Source organism: endosymbiont GvMRE of Glomus versiforme, from assembly GCF_003546845.1.
This window is the reverse complement of the sequence record NZ_NWVA01000009.1, coordinates 393541-411376: the sequence shown is the minus strand read 5'-3', so window position 1 is coordinate 411376 and position 17836 is coordinate 393541. Positions and strand designations below refer to the sequence as shown.

Sequence of the window (17836 nt, the reverse complement as noted above, 5' to 3'; positions counted from 1 at the left end):
ACAAAGATATGACTAAAACTAAATTCAGAGTAAATTCTCGAATACTTTTCTCTTGATTGTGCATAAATTTATCAATAAATTATGTTTTCAAGACATCATAATAGAAATTTGACAAGATAATAAAAAGATATAGTATATGAAAATAAAAATGTACGTGGAAATACCAAAGGGTAGTTCTGATAAATATGAATACAATCCGATTACAAAAAAATTAGAACTCGATAGAGTTTTATCAGTGGCTATGCATTATCCGGAAAAATATGGTTTTATTCCTGAAACATTAGCACCTGACGGAGATGAATTAGATGTTATTTGTTTAACTGAAAAGAATACTCCGCCCGGAAATTATGTTAAAGTACGAATTATTGGAGTTTTAAGAATGATTGATAATGGCGAACAAGACGACAAGTTATTAGCAGTGGATAATGATGAACCCGAATTAAAACATATCCAGAATTTAGAGGATGTTCCGGAGAAAAGGAAAAAGAAAATTATTCATTTTTTTTCCCACTATAAGGATTTAGAAAATAAAAAAGTAGAGGTAGGTCAATTTGAAAGTAAAGAGCAAGCCGAAAAACTATTAAAAGAGTGTCAAGAAGCCTACCAGGAAGAGGCAAAAAAAAGTTAGTTAAATTGTTGAATAGGAAAAAAATTGAAAGAAGATGGTAGCGATTTTATTCTCACTTTTCATATTCTTTATAATTCGAATAATATCTATTACTTTCATCAATTCTAACATGGAAATAATAAACTCCTAATCCATGCGTATTTAACCAGCGAGGAGCATTGTCTTTTGATAATTCTTCGGATAATTTCTCTGCTACTAACTTTCAAAGTGCTTGTTGTTTGTGTAATATTTTAATTTTATCTCCCTATTTTTCTTTTTAACTCATATCTTTAAAAAAATACGCTCTTGCTAACAACAGCAAATAGCGGACGTTAGTAAAAATTATTCATAAACTAGCTTTTTTTGTCTATATTCTCCTGTTATATCATTCTGTTACCAAGGAAGTGTTTATTCCTTGCTCTAATTCCTCATGAGTAAAACGTCTCAAATAAGCAATCGTTAGTTCTTTTTTGTCAAAAGCAATATAAGAAGGAGTTTTAATGTTTTGTTCTAAACTATTTTTAATTAGTTCATTTTGTTTCATTTCTTCTTTTAAAATGATAACTTGTCCTGCTTCTACTTTATAAGAAGGAATGTTTACTGTTTTTCCATCAACTAAAATATGTTTATGACTGACTAATTGCCGGGCAAAGTTAAGAGTGTTAACTAATCCTGATCGAAAAACTAAGCTATCAAGACGCATTTCTGAAATCACCAAGAGATTGATGTTAGTATCTCTTGATTTAGCCTTAATTTTCATGTATTCATTTTTCATTTGTCTGTCACGTCAGCCATATCCATACTTAATTTTTTGCTTTTCTTTTAGTTGCAATTTATAAAGAGATTCTCTTGTTTTTTTTTTTTGGGTAATATTTTTTCTAAATTCCTTTTTGTTTCAAAGTAGAGAAAAGCTTAAGCTACGGGATTTTTTTCAAAAAGGACCGATATATCTTGACATATATTATAGTTTTACATTACAAAACTTTTCTTAAATAAATTTGCTTTCTATTCTATACAAGCAAAAAGTATATGGTAGAAACTAAAAAAGAAAAGGTCAACATTATTATCATAAGATTACCACAAGTCTAACAGTTGAAGTTTATTGTCTTTTCAAAACTGCACATTTTTTTAACTAATTTATTAATAAAATTATATTTATATAATGAGAATTGAAAAAACACTCTCCATTATTAAACCTGATATCGTTAAAAAAAATCAAATTGGGGAAATTATTAATTTTTTGGAGAAAAAAGGGTTAAAAGTAGTAGGAATGAAAATGGTTCATTTAACTATTCAAAAAGCTAAAAGATTTTACCAAGAACACCAAAACAGACCATTTTTCGAAGGAATGGTGAAATTTATGTGTAGTTCACCAGTAGTAGTAATGTGTCTCGAAGGAGAAAATGCCATCAAACTTAATCGTGAAATTATGGGGGCTACTAATCCTCATGAGGCTAAGGAAGGAACAATCAGAAAAATTTATGGCAAGAATATAGAGGCTAACGCCATTCATGGTTCTGATAGCGAAGAAGCTGCCGAGCAAGAGATTAATTTTTTTTTAAAGGCTAATTATTCTATAAATAAAATAAAAAATTAATCGCTACTAAAATCTCTAAACAAGTAAATTTATATTCTTCGTGATGTCCGCAGGTTTTTTATCAAGGATTTAAAAATGAGATTTTTTTAACAGACTAGACTGCTAGTTAAATTATAAATTTTTTTGCAAATAATTATACAACAACTCAGTAAAAGTGCTATATTTTTGAGATTCTTTTTTGCTCGTTCTTCACCTGATACTATCAGGAACATGATCACCTATAAAAGAAACTTCACCATGGTCAGCATGCTTGAAGAGATAAAGATTAATTTTTTTTTTATTAGTTCTTTTTAATCTATGATAAAAATTAAGCGAACACTTTCATTCAACAATAGAATCTTCTAAACCATGAAGTAATAATAACTTAACAGGTAGCCGCCATGGCATGTTAATAAATGGAGATATTTCTTTTAGGGCTTGTTTTGTACTTTTTAACTTATTCTCAATTAATTTGTCAACTAATATTTTTTTTCAGTAATAATTAATTCCTTTTCCTAAAATATATTCATAAGTTCCAGAAAAATCTTCAAATGAGGATTCAGAAACAACCAATTTTACTTCGGAATTATTCCCCCCACTGAAATAGCTGATCCAAAAAAGGCAGGTTGCCGCTCCCATAGAAAATCCATAAAGACAAATTTTTTCAGGCTGATAGGTTTTTTTTACATAACCAATAATATCCTGTAAATCACAAGATTCTTCTTGTCCTAAAGTATTGATGGAATTTTCGGATGATCCATGATTACGCGCGTCATAATTAATTACTTGATAACCCCTTTGGAGAACTAAATGAATAATATAAAAAAGTGATCATTTGTTATTAGTTACACCATGACAAAAAATGATCACTTTTTTATTATTACTATTTTTCAATATAGGATGGAGGCTAACTCCTTTAATGACTAAGTTACCACGTGTAGTAATGATAGAGAATTCTTCCGTTAATTCTAGTTCCTTAAGAAAGTTAAAATATCTTTGGTAAGAAGTAACGTTTATAGAATTTTTTCTTGTTCATGTTAATAACTTAATTTTATTGTTGACTAAATCAATAAAGTCCTGATCATTGATAATATCAAGATTTCTAGAAGAATTCGGAGACAAAAAAAACAACCTAAGAATATTTTTATACAACTTTTTGGCTCAGAGTCAAAGTTTGGACATTTTACTTTGCATATATCATTAATTTTTAATAGCATTTGATTGATTTTCAATTCAACCTTACCTGTTGAAGCTTGTTTTTAAATCTTTTCTTTAAATAATGTTCGTAAATTTACGTCAATCTCAAATGTTTTTTTATTTAAATAAGAGAATGGAAAAATCAAATTATTAAATAATACTTTGTAAGCAAACAAAAAAATCTTATTTTTTATTTCTATTTTGCTTTCATATTTTTTGTCACCGATAATCGGACAACCTAAATAGGACAAAATAGCTCTAATTTGGTGTTTACGACCAGTATGTAAAGTAATCTCAAGAAGCAGTTTATTATTCCCCCGGTCCACTTTTTTTATTTCCATAGAACATTGTTTCGTTTGTTCTTGTTGAGGATTAGGGGAAAATTTCATCCTTTTCTCTTTTTCATCTTTTCATAAATAGCCACTTATGTAATTAGGCAGTGCTTTCTTAGTATTATTTTCACAGACGGCTAAGTATTTCTTAGTTATTTTCTTCTTATCATTAATGACATTATATAACATTTTCTTAGCCGGAGGATTTTTTGGGTAAATAACTAATCCTTTAGTTAATTTGTCAAGGCGATGAAGAGCATTTATTATGAATAATGATTTCGTTTGTTCTTGATATTTATCAGGATCTTGCTGATAAAGATAGTATTTTACAGCATTATTTAAACAATCACTACTTTTGCTACTGTGAACTTCAATGTTATGTTCTTTTACTACTAATATAATGTTTTCATCTTCATAAATGATTTCGAAATTTACTTCAGTCTTAGTAGGGAGAGTAATCTTAGGTTGGCAAATTTTTAGTAAACTATCTCAAACAGTAATTTTTTCTTTTTTTTTTAAACGATAATGATAATAACGAATGCTTTTTCTACCGATTTGGACTTTTTTGTTACGAAATAACTTATAAATTAGACTTAGGGGAGTGGATCTAAATTTTTTTTTGAGGAAACTAATTATAGTTTGATCAGATTCTTCTTTTTTAATAATAAAATTAATCATTATATTAAGCGTAAATTTTATTTCATTATCACAACTAAAAAAATAAATCAATAAAATCCTGATCATTGATAATATCAAGATTTCTAGAAGAATTTGAAGTGCAATGAATTAGATATATTTTTTTTATGCGTATTGTTAATCCTAATTTTTTCACTGTTGACGCGGTTGAACTAGCCCAAAAATTACTTGGTAAAACACTAGTGAGAAATATTAATGGTAAAATTATCAAAGTTAAAATTGTCGAAACCGAAGCCTATATCGGAAAAATTGACCGGGCTTGTCATGCTCATCTAGAAAATAGGTCGAAATGAAAATCTGCCGCTTTGCATAATCGCGGCGGTTGTGCTTATGTTTACCTCATTTATAGCATGTATTACTGTTTCAATATTGCTTCTTCTGTTAAAGGAGACCCACAAGGAGTACTGATTAGAGCTGCTGAGCCTCTTGAAGGTCATACTATTCCAGTCAGTTCCCACCAAGACGAAAAGAAAAAAATTTACTATCACACTAATGGTCCAGGAAAATTATGCCGAGCCTTGAATATCGACATAAGCCTCAACCATGTTGATTTAACTACTAGTGATTTAATTTACTTAGAAAACCAATCTGAAATTAATCAGGATGAAATTATTGCTACCAAAAGAGTTAATATTGACTATTCTAAAGAAGATAAAAATCGTTTATGACGATTTTATCTTAAGGATAATTTTTTTGTTTCTAAAAAATAGTTTAATCAACATTAAATCAAAGTATTAAAGGAAAAATATTATGCTAGAAATTGATTAAATTTTTTTACTTTGAAATTTCTTTGTCGTGCTATATTTAGCAGTTGACTTTTTTCTCGAGGAGAGTTAATAAAGGTTATAGCCTTGCCGCTGGCTCCTGCCCTTCCTGTTCGTCCAGTTCGGTGGATATAAAATTCTCGATTTTGGGGAAAATCATAATTAATAACATAAGAAATATCTTTAATATCTAACCCGCGAGCTGCAACATCAGTAGCAATTAACAAAGAAATTTTCTTAGCCCGAAAGTTCTGGAAGACTCTTGTTCTTCTGTTCTGTGATAAATCACTATGAATACAATCAACTCGTAAATGATTATCGAGCAAATTATTTTTTATTTCTTCAACCTTTCTCTTAGTATTAGCAAAAACGATTACTGAATCTAGTTGGTTCGCCGAAAGAAAATTGACTAAATTTTGCTTTTTTTGTCGCGGGGAAGCGATTTCTATAAAATAATGCTCAGTATTACTTGGTAAATCGTTAGTTGGGTTGGTAATAAGAGAGGGATTTTTGGCAAATTTGCGGGCAAATCCTTCTACCTCATCGGAGACGGTAGCGGAAAAAAACAGAGTTTGGCGTTTTGCAGGAACCCTTTTTAGTATCTTTTCTACATCGGCTAAAAACCCCCGGTTAATCATTTCGTCCACTTCGTCCAGAACTACAAATTTTAGATAATCCAAGCAAAAAGTTTTTTGTTTAAAAATGTGGTCAATAACCCTCCCCGTAGTTCCTATTATTACATCTACTCCGCGACGAAACGATTTTGATTGCTCTCTGATAGAATCTTGACCAAAAACTGCCAAAACCCGTAAATTATTGTGCGGGGACAATTTGCGGGCTTCTTCGCTCACTTGCAAAGCCAATTCCCGAGTAGGAACTAAAATAAGTACTTGTGGTTTGAAAATTACTTCTAGTTTCTCCAAAATTGGAATAAGGAAGGCAGCAGTTTTTCCGGTTCCGGTTTGAGATTGAGCAATAATGTCTCGACCTTCCAACACTAGAGGAATGGTTTGTAATTGAATGTTGGTTAATTGTTGGTAGCCAGTTTGGCGTAAATTTTTTTTGGTTTTTTCCGATAAGGTTATATTTTCTAAGTTCATTTATATATTATGTTTATTAGTTGTTATTATTTTTCTTTTTCCGATGGATGAATAAGTAAGAGGAGGAAATGTAAATCTACTTTCTCATTTTTTCAACATAATTTTTGTTGTATAAAGTTAAGGAAAACACTAGAAATCCACAATCTAGGAAAAATTATTCTAAAAATATTTATAACGGAGATATACCCAAGTGGCTGAAGGGGGCAGTTTCGAAAACTGTTAGGGAGCAAAATCCGCGGGGGTTCGAATCCCTCTATCTCCGCCATTATTGACATTTTAAAAAATTCTTGTCATTTTTTTAAAATGTCAATAATGTTAAACTAATTAATTATTTAAAAAAAAATCAAACGCTTCTAAAATAACATAATTTTTATCTTGAAACTTTGGTTTTTTCAGTGTTCCAAAAACTAAATTATTTTTCATTAATGTTTTTTTTTTTTTGGCATTTTTGCTAGAACATGTTTATCTGCTCAAGAATTTTCTGTTTTTGCTTGTCTCTCCTTCTCATTCGATATCAAATTTTGTTTCAAAAAATAATTATTATTGCTACAAAGATTGCCAATAAAAAGATTGCTTTTGTTTTACTCAAACTTTTTTTTGTTTTACTCGGAAAGTAAATCGCTTGTGCCAAATCTCAAATAGTTACTCTTTCCTTGAAATAAAAATAGACACAGATTTCAATTTGATCGCCTTTGAATTCATTGTGAACATGTTTAGAATCGCCCTCTTTCCATACTGCTACTACAATATTTTCATCATAATCTGTTTTTATAGCATATTCAATGTCATCGCTTCCAACAATTTTTTCCCCCTTTTCTTTGCCAAACAATTCTTTAAATCTTTCTTTAAATAAATCAATGTGAGCTGCTCTAATAATTTTAAAAAATTTTTCTTGCTCATTTAAATTAGTTATTAACTTACCATTACTACCTACTTCTCAACTATCATTATTTTTTAGTGAATATTCTACTGTTCCTTTTTTGTCCTCTTCATATTCAATAGGAATTTTTCTATCAAACTCAAGAGTAATCCTCACTTTATCGTTATTAATGTCTAGATCGTTTCAATACTTAACTTTATCATCATTTTTATCAAATAGTTCTATTCTAAATTTGGAGTTGTCGAATACTTTTCCAATATTCACTTTATTATGATCTGTTTTTGATTTCTTAAAAGAAACTAACTTAGCTTTTTCCATTATTTTTTTTTACAAAAATAAAGACCATTTCGATATTTTTTTAAGGTGAAAGAAACAGCTTTCTTAAAAACAAGATAGGATAAACCTTTGTTATTTTTGTCTCTTACTTTTACTTTAATCATTAGTTAATTTTAATGGCGGTCCTGACGAGACTTGAACTCGCGATCTCCTTCGTGACAGGAAGGCGTGATAACCACTACATCCACAGGACCTTCTTGATTTGGTGCCCCCCATGGGATTTGAACCCATACCTTTATGGATCTTAACTCCACTGCATACTACCGACTGTGCGACGGGGGCAAATTAATTTTTTGGCAGGGGCGACAGGACTCGAACCCACAACAATCAAGTCTGAAGCCTGACGTTCTACCAATTGAACTACACCCCCTCCATGCTTCGACAAGAAGATTGATCAATATTTACCAATAAAAGTATTATGATTGAGGAACTACTGGTAAATAAGAATTAACAAGTAATTTGGTGACCCGTATGGGGATCAAACCCATGAATGTATGCTTGAAAAGCATATGTGTTAATCGCTTCACCAACGGGCCCCTGCTTAAATACCAATAAACTTTTTTAATTGTTGAACGCTCATGCTGCCACTGATATTTTTAATCATTATACCTTGTCGGAAAAGAAAAGTAGTTGGCACAGACTGAATCCTGAATTGAGCCCTTTGGGCTAACCGGGGGAATTTTTCCGCGTCTATTTCCAACACTACCAATTCTTTCTCCGGTTCCGCTGACTGTTCTAATTCTATCAACAATTTCTTAATATTTTTTTGTAATTCTTGGCAAGGGGGACACCAAACCGTAGAAAATTTTACTAATACTAGTTTATCGTGATTATTTTGAAGAAGAGAATCAAATTCATCTTCGTTACTTAAATTTTTCAGCACGAAATATAAGTATTAAATATCTTCTTCTTGTTCTTCTTCTTTGTTAGAGCTCATTATTCATCATGTTCCTAATCCGATTATAACAATTATTCCTAAAAAAGTTAAAGCAGGTCCCATATATCTATATTGTTCAGCTTCATGCTTAGCTTTCAGTTGGCTTGTTTTATCAGTACTGCCTTCAAATAATTTGAATTCGTCTATATAGTCTTTATATCATCCTTTACAAAACTTACCCTTTACTTTATATGCTACACTATCAATTTCTATTGTTTCATCAATGGATTTTCCAATTTTATCTTCTGGTAACTCTAGAGTTTCACTATAATCTTTTGTACCTTCTCCATCTTTTTTTGTTATTATTATTTTGAGTTTTCTATTTTCGTTGTTCATGTTTTATTTTGTATCCTTCTTATATATGTTTATTTTATTGGAGCGAATGAAGGGGTTCGAACCCTCGCTAATACCCAGCTTGGAAGGCTGGAGCTCTACCGGCTGAGCTACATTCGCAAGTAAAAAAACAGAGACAAAATGTCTCTGGCTTTATTCTTGCTTAATTAATTTATTTTTTAGTTCTTCATAAGTTTTTAAGCTAATTTTTCTACTTTCAGGAATGTTAATCTTTTCTTTTGTGATTGGATTTATCCCTAAACGAGCTTTAGTTTTTATCGCTTTTAAAGAGAAAAGACCCTTTAGACTCAACTTGTCTCCTTTTATTAAAGCTTTTTCTATTTCTTCTAAAAGATTGTCTACTATAATACTTATGTTTTTTTGTTTTTCGTTCAAAGAAGACGATATTTGTAAATTTTTATTTACTCTTTTAATTAGTTCTATTTTGCCTACTATTTTATCTTTTTTGATTTCTAACATGGTTGATTTATTTTTTTTAAGCGTTATATAACAATTAATTTAATGCAACAGCGCTTTAAATTGCAATGGTGGTTTGGGGCAGAATCGAACTGCCGACCTTCTGATCTTCAATCAGACGCTCTAACCAACTGAGCTACCAAACCTTTTAAAATTTTTTGTTATAATCTATATATCGCTACTACTCGTAATCGGCCTTCCCGATCAGGATAAACAGATACTTTAGCTTGAGAAAAATATTTTATTACTAATTTTATAATCTTTTCAGCCTGCTGATAACCTATCTCTACTATTAATAAGAATTTTTTGGTTAGAAATAAATGAGCTTGATCAAAAATTTTTCGATAAAAAAAATAACCGTTATTTCGAGCTACTACTGATATTTTGGGTTGCTGCTTAACATAAGATGAAATATCTTTATATTCATCTTTGTTAACATAAGGAGGATTAGAAATGATTATGTTAAATTTTCCTTTTATGTTGTCGAATAAATTACTTACAACAAATTCGATATTTTTCAATCGATGTGCTTCTGCATTATCCTTTGCTACCTTTAGCGCTTTTTTATTTATATCAGAAGCTACAAATTTTCAATTAGGTTTATTTTTTGCCAATGAAATTGCTATATTACCACAACCAGTTCCAATATCTAAAATTCTTAATTTTTTCCTATTTTTTCAACATCTATTTGTTATTTCTAGTGTTTTTTCTATTAGTACTTCAGTGTCGATTTGAGGAATAAAAACTCCTTTTTTGACACAAAAAAAAAATCCATAAAAAAAAACTTTGTTAATTAAATAAGGAATTGGATAGCTTTTGTCAAGATATTTATTTATATTTTTGCAAATTTTTGAGTAACATTTTTCACTTAATGATTTTTCAGTAAAATTAAGTCAAAATTTATTAGAACTTACTTGTAAAATACTGAGCAGATCATATTTTGAATATTCTTGATGATTTATTTCTTTTCGCGAAAAGAAATAATTTCAACAGTCTTGATAAGAATATTCTTTTTTGTTTTTAATAAGCATAAGGTAGAACAAGCAAACATATGGCTGGTATCAGCATGGAAATTAGTTTTGTTTTTTGTATTATTACTCTACCAATAATTAGCGATAGTTTTCTATAACTTTGTTTTACAATTCTTAACCTCCTAAATTTACACCACTTCCATAAGTTTTAAAAGTCAAATTATACACTTCCTCAGAAGTATCGCAATCATAATTATTATTAATAATTTTATGAATACCTTTAAAATTTAACTCTTTTTGGTTGCTAATAGTTCACTGATTTATAAACTCTGATAAAGAAAAAGAAGTTAAAACAACAATATTTTCCTCCTTGAATATCTTGAATAGCACCACGAGAGTATTCAGGAGTTATCACAATACAGTATTTAGCGTGGGTTTTAGCGATATATTGTTTAAGTCTCTCAGGATTAATTTGAATTAACTTTTTAGTAGTAGATTTAGCATCCACATTGAATTTATGCTTATCATTTGGAGAGATGATGTAAGCGCTTTTGTATTACGTGCTCCACTTATTCTTTCTGCTTTTACATCATAAAACAATTCATTGCTTTTTCGATTATCTTTCAAACTTCTCACTAGACCTTTATTCAATGTTTTAGGAGTGAGAAACAATTAATTTATGAATATCAAATAATTCTCTATCTTTTTTATCTTCTTTACTTACTACATTGTAATCTAATAAAACGTTAGGAAGTTTAGAATAAATTAACTTAACATTTTCAATATACAGAGCATTAGGGTCATCTAATTGAATAGGTTTTTCATCAAATCTCCATCATTTTCTAAAGTTAGAACATATTTTTTTACTACTTTATCAGTCGCTAATCGAATAAGTGTTACTTTATTCATGTCAAGTTTTTTTATTATAAATAAATTAAATAGGAGAATAAAAATGAAAAAATAAGAAACCAAATCCTACAAAGATGGATAAAAAAAATAAGGGATTTAAAGAGAATAACACTTAAAAACAGTAAAAAATAAAAAATATGATAATTCAAAAGCCAATTTTAAGTGAAAAAAGTAAATTAATTCACCAAAACAATAATAATGTTTATAGTTTTTATGTACTTCCATCAGCCAATAAATATCAAATAAAAGATGCTTTGCAAAAAATGTTTCAAGTCAAAATTAAAAAGATTCGTACTAGTCGCCAAAAACCAGTTTTACAAAAAACTAAATATTTGCAGAAGTTACCTGGAAAAATCTATACTAAACCAAGCAAAAAAGCGTTTATTGAGTTATCATCAGGGCAAAAGTTACCTAACATTTTCCAAGAATAAAAAAGCGGAGTATTAATACTATAAAACTATAAAAATGATGGGAACTAACTTTTTTTGTAAACAAAATAGTTGCTTGCTATATAGATTAATGAATATCATGAAATTGCTATATAAATATAAATTTCTGGTAATTATTTAAGATATGTAAAAATAATTTATGGAAAACCGATTTGAACTAAAAATTACAGAAAACGAAACTAAAATTGTTCCTAATAATCAGGATTATTTCTGAATAGAATTAGAAACCACCAAAAGAGGTTATGAAAAATTGTCACTAAAGTTAAACGGCGAACACTATATAGGTTTTTTAAATCAAAATGAACGAAAAAATAAAGATATACTGTGAGTGAGATAGTTGTGTTGTTTGTTGTCCACATCAAATATCCATTTAATAAAAATAAATAGAAAAATTTATGTCTCTAAAAGATAAAAAAACAGAAAATTATTTACATCTTCTTAATGAAAACATTCCTTTTTCTCAAGTTCTTTTAGTTATTAGTAAAGAAGAAAAAAAAAAAGTTACTAGGCAAGAGGCACTAAATATAGCGATTGAAAATAATCTAGACCTTTTTTGTGTTTCCCCCTCTGCTAATCCTCCTGTTTGTAAATTAATTGATCATAAAAAGTATATTTTTGATCTTAAGAAAAATAATAAAAAAAAGAAAAAGAACCTTTGTAAAGAAATAAGAATTTCTTTAAAAATAGGAGATCATGATTTAAAAACTAAACTAAACAAAGTTAAGAAGTGAATAGAAGACAATTTTACAGTGAAAGTTAGTTTAACTGCAGTAGGCAAGGAAAGGCATCGGAAATTATTGGCTAGAGAAAAATGTAAAAGAATAATTACAGAACTAAAAAATCAGTTATCCAGTATTCAGTTAGAGGGTAATATTAATCAGCACTCTTCTGGTAGTTTCTATTTTTTTCTTCATAAAGAACGTGTCCAAAGCGCGTCCGTTGAGGAATAATAAAATAAATCAACTTGTTTTTATCAAAGCAATCTAGGAATGATAAAGATGTTTCAAAATTTTTTTAGAACAAAGCATCATTCTGTCTTTAACTGAGAAATTAAAAGAAATTAAAAGAAATTAAAACTTATGATGTTTAATAATTACTCTATTTTTGATTAAAAAAAAGATTTGATGATCTTATTTATTTCGATAGTGAACAATATATTTATTCGAAGGTTTGTTTTTGCGTGTCTTTTTACCCAAAGTTTTTTTACCTCAGGGGCTAAGTGGCGAAGGATGGCCAATTCCCGCCTTTTGTTCACCACCACCATGAGGATGATCACAAGGATTCATGGCAGAACCACGTACAGTTGGGCGAATTCCTCGTCAACGATTTCGACCAGCTTTGCCTAATCTGACTAGATTAGCTTCGCTATTGCTGACTTTTCCAATGGTTGCTCGGCAAACTGCTAGTATTTTTCGAACCTCCTTGGACCTTAATTTGACTAGCACATACTTGTTTCCTTCTTCTTTACCGATTATTTCCCCATAAGCGCCAGCGCTACGAATTAATTGCCCGCCTTTTTTTGGCTTTAATTCTAAATTATGAATAGGAGTATTAATTGGAATATAGCGAAGAGGCAAATTATTCCCTACTTTCAATGGAATATTTTCTTCTTCTCCGCTAATTATTTTATCATTAACCTTTAATCCTTCAGGGGTAATTATAAACACAAAGCTACCATCTTTATAACTTATCAGAGAGATAAAGCAATTGCGATTAGGATCATATTCAATGCTTTTTACTTTTCCTTCTATTCTGTCTTTTTTATAGCGTTTAAAATCAATAATTCGGTAAAATTTTTTTCTACCTCCTCCTTGGTGTCGCGTAGTAATCCTCCCTTGGTTATTACGCCCTGAATGCAATTTAATCAAATGCAAAAGCTTACGGGGAGTTTTTTTGATACTAGGAACTAGTTTTTTTTGGTAATCAATTAAAACAGTGTTACGTTTAGAATTAGTTAAAGGTCTAATTTCCTTCATCATATACATCATATTTTAATAGGTTTTTGTTGTATATAGTTATGGCGAGTTGTGACACAGAAACTAAATTGCGTTTTTACTTTAGCATCTTTTAGTAGCAATTATTTTTTTTACTGGTTAATAATTTTATAAAATATTTTGCAAATATTTTAGAGGATTCATAAGCAATTTATAACAGCTAGTTTTTAAACTATTAATCTTTAACCTTTTTCTTGTCTTATCTACTAAATTTTATATGCGCTTTTGCATATGCTTATATTTAATCATGCTTCCGGTTATAATCAATTCACTTTTTTTTATATTCTCATTTTCTCTTTCTTTTCTTGCCACTATGAATCTTTTAGTAGCTGAATAAGGACGACTATTTTTAATTACCACTTCATCTCCAGGTTTTAAGTAAAATTTTTCATTATGAACTTGTCACTTTTTAGTTTTTTTAATTAGTTTAGAATATTTGGGATGTAATTTAACAGAAACTCATTTCACAGTCACTGTTTTAGCTCTTAATCCTTGAAAATCATTAGTTTCTAGTCAGTTCTTGATACAATTTTGAGAACAGAAGTAATTGTGTTTAAGTTCCCTAATTTTCCAAATTATCAATTTATTCTGCTTGTATTTTTCATAAAAATTATCGTTACATTGAATACACTCTTTTAAATTGTTTTCTTTCGAATAATCATTTTTTTCACTTATAAATATTAGCTTTTCAGCAAAATCCTTTAGACCTATCACTGTTACTATAAATTTTTGGCTCATATATATTAACTATTTTTTATTTCATTTTTTTTAATTGTAAGTAGTCGGGCAATTATTTTTTTTAATTGTTTTATTTCGTGTGTTTGAACTAATTGACCCATTTTACTTCTCATTTGCAAAACTGATAAAGAAGTTCGAGATTTGGCTAATAATTCTTCTGATGAAAGTGGTTTTTTAGTTTCTAGTTTATTTTTATTCATGTTTTAATTTGTTAAAAAGATATTCCTTTAAAATAATTTTAATTTTTTTGCTCGGGCAATTTACACTCATTTTTTCTAGTTTTAAATATTTTAGTGTTTTATGGTTTACGTAATTGATGATGTGCTTTCCTAGTTTGGCAAAAAAATATCTTTCTTAACATTCATTTGTAGTCAAAATCGCTATATGCTTAATTCTTAATGTCCTCAGCGTTAATTAATTGTTCTTTTACAATTTTGTTTTTATGTTTAGTTTCAATAACATTATCATTATTATTAATAAAACATTAAGATAATGTTAGAATGATAAATTACAAGAAGTTATAAAATCATTTAGTTGTTAAACACAAGATAAATTTTTTATTAATGATTAATAAAAATTCAATAAATCACTATGTTTTATATGCTTATCATTTTTATTTTGATTTTACAGATTTAAAGAAAGTGTATGAATTTTTACGTTAAATATAGAATTGATAAAATATTATCAGAAGTGAGAAGCGAGGTTTAATAAAAAAAATGTTAAGCCTTGATAAACTAGTGAAGAATTTAATTAAGTATTTTCATTTTTTTTCTTTAGTATCTCCTACAATTGCACCAAGAAAAGCTTCAAAAAATTCTTTTTTGTTGATGACCCCATCGTTGTTTTTATCGAAGGCATCAAACGTTTTTTCTGCTATTGCTTTAATTGCTAGATAAAATCCAGTCTCGAATTCTTCATAATCGATTTCGTTGTTTTTATCAACATCAATTTTTTTGAATGATTCTTTGATAGTTTTATGATTCACGAAACTATGACCAATTAATTTTATAATCACTTCTCCAAACTCGCTTTCGGAAATAGTGCCATTTCCATCCTTGTCGTAAATAGAAAACAAAAATCCGATGCTTGCTGTCTTTATTTTTAAAAATAAAGACAGTTTAAATTAGTAATGCTTATCAAAAAAATTAAAAATGTTTTTATTTCACGTCAAAAAAATAAAAACTGTATGAGTTACCATTTTTAATTTTTAAGAAAGTTTTACAGAAAGATATTCGAATTTCGAAAATTAGTGCGAGAGCTCTGGACAACAAAAGTTAAAAGGTTAAAAAGGACATTATAAATAATATTTCATACAATTAATTATTTTCTCCGATTGTCTGTTTAATTTGTTTTATTTAAAACAAAAGGATATTTTTTGTACAAAATTCTCTATTGTGTTGTTGGCGTACTTGAAAGACTTAAACAACAATCAATTCAATTGATTGTTGTTTGTATTATTATAATCCTTACGTAAGCTAAACGTTTGATTAATTAATTGTTCTTTTCATCGTCTTGTTATCTTGTTTTCGTTCTTTTTAAGCTAATATCTTCTTATAATAAATTTGAACGTTTTGTTTGCCTATGTTGGTTACATTTGATAATATTAATTAAAAATAAAAATATTAGCTATTGTTCTTTTGTTTTTGTTTCATTTAATAAACAGTTATTTCTAACTAGTTGGCGGATTACTATTATCATACATTATTTTTGTTCAAAAAAATAGAGCAAAGATCATTGAGATTATTAAAAAAGCAGTTATAATTCAAACTAAAAAAAGTCATTTTTTACTTTCTACTATTCATTGAAAAACTAAATAAGGATATTTTTTTAAATAGAGACTGATTTTTCCAACATTTTCAGGCTGGTTGAATATCGAAACAATATAAGCATAAAGAAAGTAAAGAGAAGGGTGAATAAAAGAACACAAAATACTCTTTACTATTTTTTTTCTTAACAGATCTATTCGAGCCAGGGAATAAAAACAATAAATAATTAGCGGCGGAGCAATAAAATGCCAAGAAATTAATTGAGTGTTAAGAATAGTATGATTAGTTCATTCTAGTTTCCCAAAAGGTCAATGAATAAGGCAAAACAAGAAAGTAGTTAAATTAAAAATTGCCGTTAAAAAGGGGATAAATTGGGATATTCAAGAGGTAGTTTGCTTATTTTTTTCTCACACTAGCACGATTAGCGTAATGATAGCCAAAATAGAAGCATGAACCGATCACCAAGTAAAAAGACGGAGTACTTGAAAATATGGACTAAAAGACAGTTCGTTATTTTCAGTTTGAAAAAAAGCTATTGAAATTCCTAATAGATGTAATACAAATGTGACAAACATTATGAAAGAACGCCATTTAGATGAATAATTATTATTTTTCATTTTCATAGCACAAAGCACTTAGTATTTTTACGTTTTGTTAAGTTCGGTGTTTTATTTAAGTCAAAATTGTTTAATTTTTATTTTACTGCTAATTTAGAATTTACGATTCGATAAGTAGAACAATGCAAACAAATGTGATGAAATATCTTGATTTTTTTGCAATTAGCGCACTTTGCTAATGGCCGAGCAAGAGATTTTTGGTGAAATTTTCAGTTTTTAGGTCCTCGGCCCTTTTTAATTCGAGTAGATGATTTACGCCGAAACGGAACTGCCATAATAATTTATTTTACTCTATTCTTGTTTGCTTAGCTTTATTTTTAATACTATGAAATTTCTATCGAAAAGTTGGTTTCTATCACTATTGCTATTGTTTTTACTACTAGAAATGGTAATTTAGGTTCCGATGAAATATTCTGATTCAAATGAAGTAAAATTTAAATATAACGATTATGAGAGAAATATTGATAATTGAAAACTGTTGAAGCAAAAAAAAATAAAAAATTTTCATATTTTCATAGATGAAATAAATGGCAGCACCAATAAAAACTAAAAAAATAAAAAAAGTTCCTGAAGGAAGAGGAATAATTCACGGCAAATTCAGCTTTAATAATACTGTTTTGCGATTAACCAAAGAAAACGGTGATGCGTTAGGAAAAACAATTAGTGCTGGAAGCATTGGTTTTAAAAATACAAAAAAAGCTACCCTTTATGCGGCTCAAAAAACTGCCGAAGAAATTATTAAAATGGCAGCCGAATATGGCGTTAATAACCTTGAATTACAAGTAAGAGGAATTGGGGCAGGTCGAAACGCTGTAATTGAAAAAATCCTCGAGTCGCAACTTTTAAATGTTGAAGCATTAGCCGATAGAACGCCAATTCCTTATGGAGGATGTCGTCCGCGCAAAAAACCTCGAAAGTAAGATGTAAGTTGACTATCTAAATTCTTTTTGATTTAGATGAGAGCTTTTTATAGTTCGACTATTAGATTAATCAATTATTCATAACATGTTTTAATATGAAAACATAACATAATAAATCAGCGTTTAGCTTTTTCGCTAAAGATAGATTATTAACACGTTTATTTTTAGAAATTTAGAAATGTTCATCAAACAAACAGTCATAATTAGATTGTTAAATTAAAAATATTAGAAACATAG

24 protein-coding genes and 7 tRNA genes are annotated in these 17836 nt (G+C 28.7%); 9 read left to right on the top strand and 22 right to left on the bottom strand.

Annotation, left to right across the window (positions count from 1 at the left end):
• Positions 1 to 136 precede the first annotated feature (136 nt).
• Positions 137 to 628: an inorganic diphosphatase gene (locus GvMRE_RS12600; protein WP_147411575.1), complete on the top strand. Its 492-nt coding sequence runs from the start codon at positions 137 to 139 to the stop codon at positions 626 to 628.
• A gap of 46 nt (positions 629 to 674) precedes the next feature.
• On the opposite strand, the gene GvMRE_RS14595 is transcribed toward GvMRE_RS12600, so the two are convergent.
• Both GvMRE_RS14595 and rpsD read right to left on the bottom strand, forming a co-directional pair.
• Positions 675 to 827 carry a DUF6940 family protein gene (locus GvMRE_RS14595; protein WP_425451148.1) on the bottom strand — a complete coding sequence of 51 codons (153 nt, stop codon included), beginning with the start codon at positions 825 to 827 and terminating at the stop codon, positions 675 to 677.
• A 147-nt stretch (positions 828 to 974) separates the two neighbouring features.
• Positions 975 to 1565, bottom strand: a complete 591-nt coding sequence (rpsD, locus tag GvMRE_RS12595; protein ID WP_147411574.1) for a 30S ribosomal protein S4 — start codon at positions 1563 to 1565, stop codon at positions 975 to 977.
• Between the two features lie 204 nt (positions 1566 to 1769).
• Between rpsD and ndk the strand changes: the two genes are divergently transcribed.
• Entirely contained in the window at positions 1770 to 2204 is a 435-nt protein-coding gene (gene ndk / locus GvMRE_RS12590) for a nucleoside-diphosphate kinase (protein WP_147411573.1), read from the top strand.
• Positions 2205 to 2315: 111 nt separating this feature from the next.
• Here ndk and GvMRE_RS12585 read toward each other — a convergent pair whose 3' ends face one another.
• A complete protein-coding gene (locus GvMRE_RS12585) occupies positions 2316 to 3377 on the bottom strand; it encodes an alpha/beta hydrolase family protein (RefSeq protein ID WP_147411572.1) in 1062 nt (353 codons plus the stop codon).
• Positions 3378 to 3442: 65 nt separating this feature from the next.
• Positions 3443 to 4390, bottom strand: coding sequence for a pseudouridine synthase (locus GvMRE_RS12580; RefSeq protein WP_172575427.1), 948 nt, complete (start codon positions 4388 to 4390; stop codon positions 3443 to 3445).
• 65 nt (positions 4391 to 4455) lie between these two features.
• Between GvMRE_RS12580 and GvMRE_RS12575 the strand changes: the two genes are divergently transcribed.
• Positions 4456 to 5118 carry a DNA-3-methyladenine glycosylase gene (locus GvMRE_RS12575; protein ID WP_216361650.1) on the top strand — a complete coding sequence of 221 codons (663 nt, stop codon included), beginning with the start codon at positions 4456 to 4458 and terminating at the stop codon, positions 5116 to 5118.
• Positions 5119 to 5156: 38 nt separating this feature from the next.
• Here the strand turns inward: GvMRE_RS12575 and GvMRE_RS12570 are convergent, their stop codons facing one another.
• Complete coding sequence (locus GvMRE_RS12570) at positions 5157 to 6272, bottom strand: DEAD/DEAH box helicase (RefSeq protein ID WP_147411570.1); 1116 nt, start codon at positions 6270 to 6272, stop codon at positions 5157 to 5159.
• Between the two features lie 176 nt (positions 6273 to 6448).
• On the opposite strand from GvMRE_RS12570, the gene GvMRE_RS12565 reads away from it, so the two are divergent.
• Positions 6449 to 6537, top strand: a tRNA-Ser gene (locus GvMRE_RS12565).
• Positions 6538 to 6723: 186 nt separating this feature from the next.
• Here GvMRE_RS12565 and GvMRE_RS12560 read toward each other — a convergent pair.
• The 12 genes from GvMRE_RS12560 to GvMRE_RS12505 form a co-directional block, all read right to left on the bottom strand.
• The gene (locus GvMRE_RS12560) at positions 6724 to 7470 is read right to left on the bottom strand and encodes a hypothetical protein (RefSeq protein ID WP_147411569.1); all 747 of its coding nucleotides are present in this window, start codon (positions 7468 to 7470) and stop codon (positions 6724 to 6726) included.
• Between the two features lie 135 nt (positions 7471 to 7605).
• Positions 7606 to 7682: transfer RNA gene (locus GvMRE_RS12555), tRNA-Asp, on the bottom strand.
• A 9-nt stretch (positions 7683 to 7691) separates the two neighbouring features.
• Positions 7692 to 7770 (bottom strand) — tRNA-Leu (locus GvMRE_RS12550).
• Between the two features lie 12 nt (positions 7771 to 7782).
• Positions 7783 to 7858 (bottom strand) — tRNA-Trp (locus GvMRE_RS12545).
• 90 nt (positions 7859 to 7948) lie between these two features.
• Positions 7949 to 8024: transfer RNA gene (locus GvMRE_RS12540), tRNA-Glu, on the bottom strand.
• 5 nt (positions 8025 to 8029) lie between these two features.
• Entirely contained in the window at positions 8030 to 8371 is a 342-nt protein-coding gene (locus GvMRE_RS12535) for a thioredoxin family protein (RefSeq protein WP_172575426.1), read from the bottom strand.
• Between the two features lie 12 nt (positions 8372 to 8383).
• Entirely contained in the window at positions 8384 to 8761 is a 378-nt protein-coding gene (locus GvMRE_RS12530) for a hypothetical protein (RefSeq protein WP_147411567.1), read from the bottom strand.
• A gap of 38 nt (positions 8762 to 8799) precedes the next feature.
• Positions 8800 to 8878, bottom strand: a tRNA-Gly gene (locus GvMRE_RS12525).
• A gap of 33 nt (positions 8879 to 8911) precedes the next feature.
• On the bottom strand, positions 8912 to 9238 hold the full coding sequence (locus GvMRE_RS12520) for an HU family DNA-binding protein (protein WP_147411566.1): 327 nt from the start codon (positions 9236 to 9238) through the stop codon (positions 8912 to 8914).
• A 66-nt stretch (positions 9239 to 9304) separates the two neighbouring features.
• Positions 9305 to 9381, bottom strand: a tRNA-Phe gene (locus GvMRE_RS12515).
• 15 nt (positions 9382 to 9396) lie between these two features.
• Positions 9397 to 10266, bottom strand: coding sequence for a peptide chain release factor N(5)-glutamine methyltransferase (gene prmC / locus GvMRE_RS12510; RefSeq protein WP_147411565.1), 870 nt, complete (start codon positions 10264 to 10266; stop codon positions 9397 to 9399).
• A 244-nt stretch (positions 10267 to 10510) separates the two neighbouring features.
• Complete coding sequence (locus tag GvMRE_RS12505; RefSeq protein WP_147411564.1) at positions 10511 to 10714, bottom strand: hypothetical protein; 204 nt, start codon at positions 10712 to 10714, stop codon at positions 10511 to 10513.
• Positions 10715 to 11252: 538 nt separating this feature from the next.
• Between GvMRE_RS12505 and GvMRE_RS12500 the strand changes: the two genes are divergently transcribed.
• From GvMRE_RS12500 to infC, 3 genes are all read left to right on the top strand, one after another.
• A complete protein-coding gene (locus GvMRE_RS12500) occupies positions 11253 to 11546 on the top strand; it encodes a 50S ribosomal protein L23 (RefSeq protein ID WP_147411563.1) in 294 nt (97 codons plus the stop codon).
• 157 nt (positions 11547 to 11703) lie between these two features.
• Positions 11704 to 11901, top strand: coding sequence for a hypothetical protein (locus GvMRE_RS12495; RefSeq protein WP_147411562.1), 198 nt, complete (start codon positions 11704 to 11706; stop codon positions 11899 to 11901).
• Positions 11902 to 11959: 58 nt separating this feature from the next.
• Positions 11960 to 12514, top strand: a complete 555-nt coding sequence (infC, locus tag GvMRE_RS12490; protein WP_147411561.1) for a translation initiation factor IF-3 — start codon at positions 11960 to 11962, stop codon at positions 12512 to 12514.
• Between the two features lie 180 nt (positions 12515 to 12694).
• Here the strand turns inward: infC and rplB are convergent, their stop codons facing one another.
• The 4 genes from rplB to GvMRE_RS12470 all read right to left on the bottom strand — a co-directional run bounded on the left by rplB (position 12695) and on the right by GvMRE_RS12470 (position 15371).
• Entirely contained in the window at positions 12695 to 13543 is an 849-nt protein-coding gene (rplB, locus tag GvMRE_RS12485) for a 50S ribosomal protein L2 (protein ID WP_216361649.1), read from the bottom strand.
• A 228-nt stretch (positions 13544 to 13771) separates the two neighbouring features.
• Positions 13772 to 14296: an uS17 family ribosomal protein gene (locus tag GvMRE_RS12480; protein WP_147411560.1), complete on the bottom strand. Its 525-nt coding sequence runs from the start codon at positions 14294 to 14296 to the stop codon at positions 13772 to 13774.
• A 5-nt stretch (positions 14297 to 14301) separates the two neighbouring features.
• Positions 14302 to 14496, bottom strand: a complete 195-nt coding sequence (rpmC, locus tag GvMRE_RS12475; protein WP_147411559.1) for a 50S ribosomal protein L29 — start codon at positions 14494 to 14496, stop codon at positions 14302 to 14304.
• A 458-nt stretch (positions 14497 to 14954) separates the two neighbouring features.
• Positions 14955 to 15371, bottom strand: coding sequence for an EF-hand domain-containing protein (locus GvMRE_RS12470; protein WP_147411558.1), 417 nt, complete (start codon positions 15369 to 15371; stop codon positions 14955 to 14957).
• Positions 15372 to 16326: 955 nt separating this feature from the next.
• Between GvMRE_RS12470 and GvMRE_RS12465 the strand changes: the two genes are divergently transcribed.
• Complete coding sequence (locus GvMRE_RS12465) at positions 16327 to 16665, top strand: hypothetical protein (protein WP_147411557.1); 339 nt, start codon at positions 16327 to 16329, stop codon at positions 16663 to 16665.
• A 91-nt stretch (positions 16666 to 16756) separates the two neighbouring features.
• Here GvMRE_RS12465 and rpmF read toward each other — a convergent pair whose 3' ends face one another.
• Positions 16757 to 16954 (bottom strand): 50S ribosomal protein L32, encoded by a 198-nt coding sequence (rpmF, locus tag GvMRE_RS14590; protein WP_147411556.1) that lies wholly within the window; start codon positions 16952 to 16954, stop codon positions 16757 to 16759.
• 252 nt (positions 16955 to 17206) lie between these two features.
• Between rpmF and rpsK the strand changes: the two genes are divergently transcribed.
• Positions 17207 to 17599: a 30S ribosomal protein S11 gene (gene rpsK, locus GvMRE_RS12455; RefSeq protein WP_147411555.1), complete on the top strand. Its 393-nt coding sequence runs from the start codon at positions 17207 to 17209 to the stop codon at positions 17597 to 17599.
• Positions 17600 to 17836 lie beyond the last annotated feature (237 nt).